The organism is Paracoccus halophilus (assembly GCF_000763905.1).
Lineage (GTDB): Bacteria > Pseudomonadota > Alphaproteobacteria > Rhodobacterales > Rhodobacteraceae > Paracoccus > Paracoccus halophilus.
The window spans coordinates 1-2,107 of the sequence record NZ_JRKN01000079.1 but is presented as its reverse complement, the minus strand read 5'-3'; the positions used below and the strand labels follow the sequence as shown (position 1 = coordinate 2,107).

The window sequence follows — 2,107 nt, the reverse complement described above, 5'->3', positions numbered from 1 at the left end:
TGGTCACATTCCGCTCGGGCGCCCAGTCCCAGAAATGCTCCTGCTCGTACTGGTGGTGGCCGTCATAGCGCTTGAACGGACGCGGCCCGATCGTCGGATGCGCCAGCACGTCATCGGTCAGCACCAGGCTATGGCTGCCCATGGCGTGGCGGAAGTGAAAGCTGATCCCGTGCCGCTCCATCTGGCGGCGGGCGAAATCCAGATCGGATTCGCGGTACTGCACGGTGTATTCCAGCGTCGGATAGTCCTTCGACAGGCCGATCTCCAGCGCCGGATCGCCAAGGCTGGCATAATCGGACAGCAGTTCCTGCAGGATCTCGACCACCGTCTTGTTATGAAAGATCCGCTGGTTCCTGCGCCGCCCGGCCAGCCAGAACCAGGGCCGCAGCGTCAGGTCATAGCGATGCCCGTTCTCGCCCACCCCGGCCCAGCGGGCGCTGGTGACGATGCCGTCGAAGGGCCGCATCTCGTCATGCGCCTCGATCTCGACCGTGGCATGCGTGCCGACCAGCGCGTCGAAATCCAGGTCCTCGCGGATGGCCAGCGCCTCGACGCGATATTCGAACAGATCGTTCAGATGATCGCTGCCATCGAAGCGCAAGAGGGCCAGAACGTCGGGTCCAAGCGCGGTGGTCAGACGACCCAGCCGCTCGGCCTGCTTGAAGGGAGCGTTCATCGCGCCTCCGACTTGGAATCGTAACACCACAATCGGGGGCGTTTATACCGCGATCAGAACGGGATGAACAGCGCCCGGGCTACCATGCGATGCCGTGACGCGCTGGCCTACCGCGGAGGGAATGTGACAAATACTGAACTTCTTCCGTTCTTGGCGGGTACAATTTTGGGCTCTGACTCAATGTTGATGCACCTTGCATTTCATGATGCGGTGACGAGACGTGCCCTGAGCAGATCGATATTCGCTCGGCCATAGATCTGGCGTTTCAGAGTCTTCAGTCGATTGATCTGGCCTTCGGTCTGCCCGTTCGGCCATGGTTCCCGTAGCGAGGCTGCAACTGCGGCATAGCCGCTCTGGAGGCCGCGGACGAAGGATGCGATCAAGCTGCCTTTGGCCGCGTCGAGCCATGCTGCCAATTCGCCCTCACGCGCGTCGCACACCATATCGGTGAGTCATGTCGACCAGCACCGCGCCGCCGCTGAGCAGCGTCGAGGCCATGCTGTCGCCCTCGACATGCATGATGCGCAGCTGCGACGGGCTGGCCTTCAGGCTGTTGCGGATCTAGGAGCGGCGGAAGTGATAGACGCGACCGGGGGTGTCGCCGTCCTCGGTCACGACCGCGCCGCCGCCCATTGCGGGGCGCGGGGTGGCATGGGCGATGACAACGAATACATCGTCGGGGTTCTCGACGAAGGGGGGGCGTGCCCTCGACCTCGCCGATGTCGTGGATCAGCCACTCGCGCCCCACCTTCAGCACGCGGGCGACCTCGGCCAGGCGGCCGATGCCAGGGCGCGCGGAGCGGCCGCGCAGGATGTCGTAGACGAAGGAGCGGTTCACGCCGGCCATCTCGGCGACATGGGCGGGCGTCAGGCCGAACTGATGGGCGCGGACCCGCAGGCGGTCGGCCAGTGTGTGCTGCTCGGCCATGTTTCCCCAAGGGTATGTGGATGTAATAGGACTCTGTTGCATAGACCAGAGCTGCCGCCATTGCAGGTTCCATTTTCAAACTGTCAAGCGAACGGGTAAACAGGCATATGTAACCCGATTTCTGCCAGTCGGACGCCTGAATGCACCGATTGACGATCTCTGGAGCTTCCACCGTACGGCGACCCGTGCCGGTATGTCAGGAACAAGATGCGGCTGATAAATTCGACTGTATTCCCAGCAATGACCTTCGATCATTGGGATCAGGACGGGCATGAGCAGTCGGTCGTGATCGTAAAGGCGACGATCCATCGTGAGAGTGACGGATGGACATGGCGGCAGGAGCAACCGCCGATTCGGCTGGAAGACCGATTTGGAGTGTTGTTCGGCGTGGAATAAGGACCCCGCTTCTGGGGTGATCGGCGTCCAAAAGGGACCCCACCGACCGGGGGTTGGGTCCATTGTGTTTCCGATGATTATCGGAGGCCTTGAGCGGGATGTTGATC

The 2,107-nt window shown here is 62.1% G+C and carries 1 protein-coding gene and 2 pseudogenes; all 3 read right to left on the bottom strand.

The window, feature by feature from the left end; genetic code table 11:
* A partial coding sequence (locus IT41_RS19105; protein ID WP_036744342.1) for a type VI secretion system Vgr family protein occupies positions 1 to 676 on the bottom strand: 676 nt, incomplete at its 3' end.
* Between the two features lie 200 nt (positions 677 to 876).
* Positions 877 to 1,125: pseudogene (locus IT41_RS21165) on the bottom strand (transposase); the annotation flags it as partial.
* Between the two features lie 341 nt (positions 1,126 to 1,466).
* Positions 1,467 to 1,604 (bottom strand): annotated as a pseudogene (locus IT41_RS22135) (helix-turn-helix domain-containing protein); the annotation flags it as partial.
* Positions 1,605 to 2,107 lie beyond the last annotated feature (503 nt).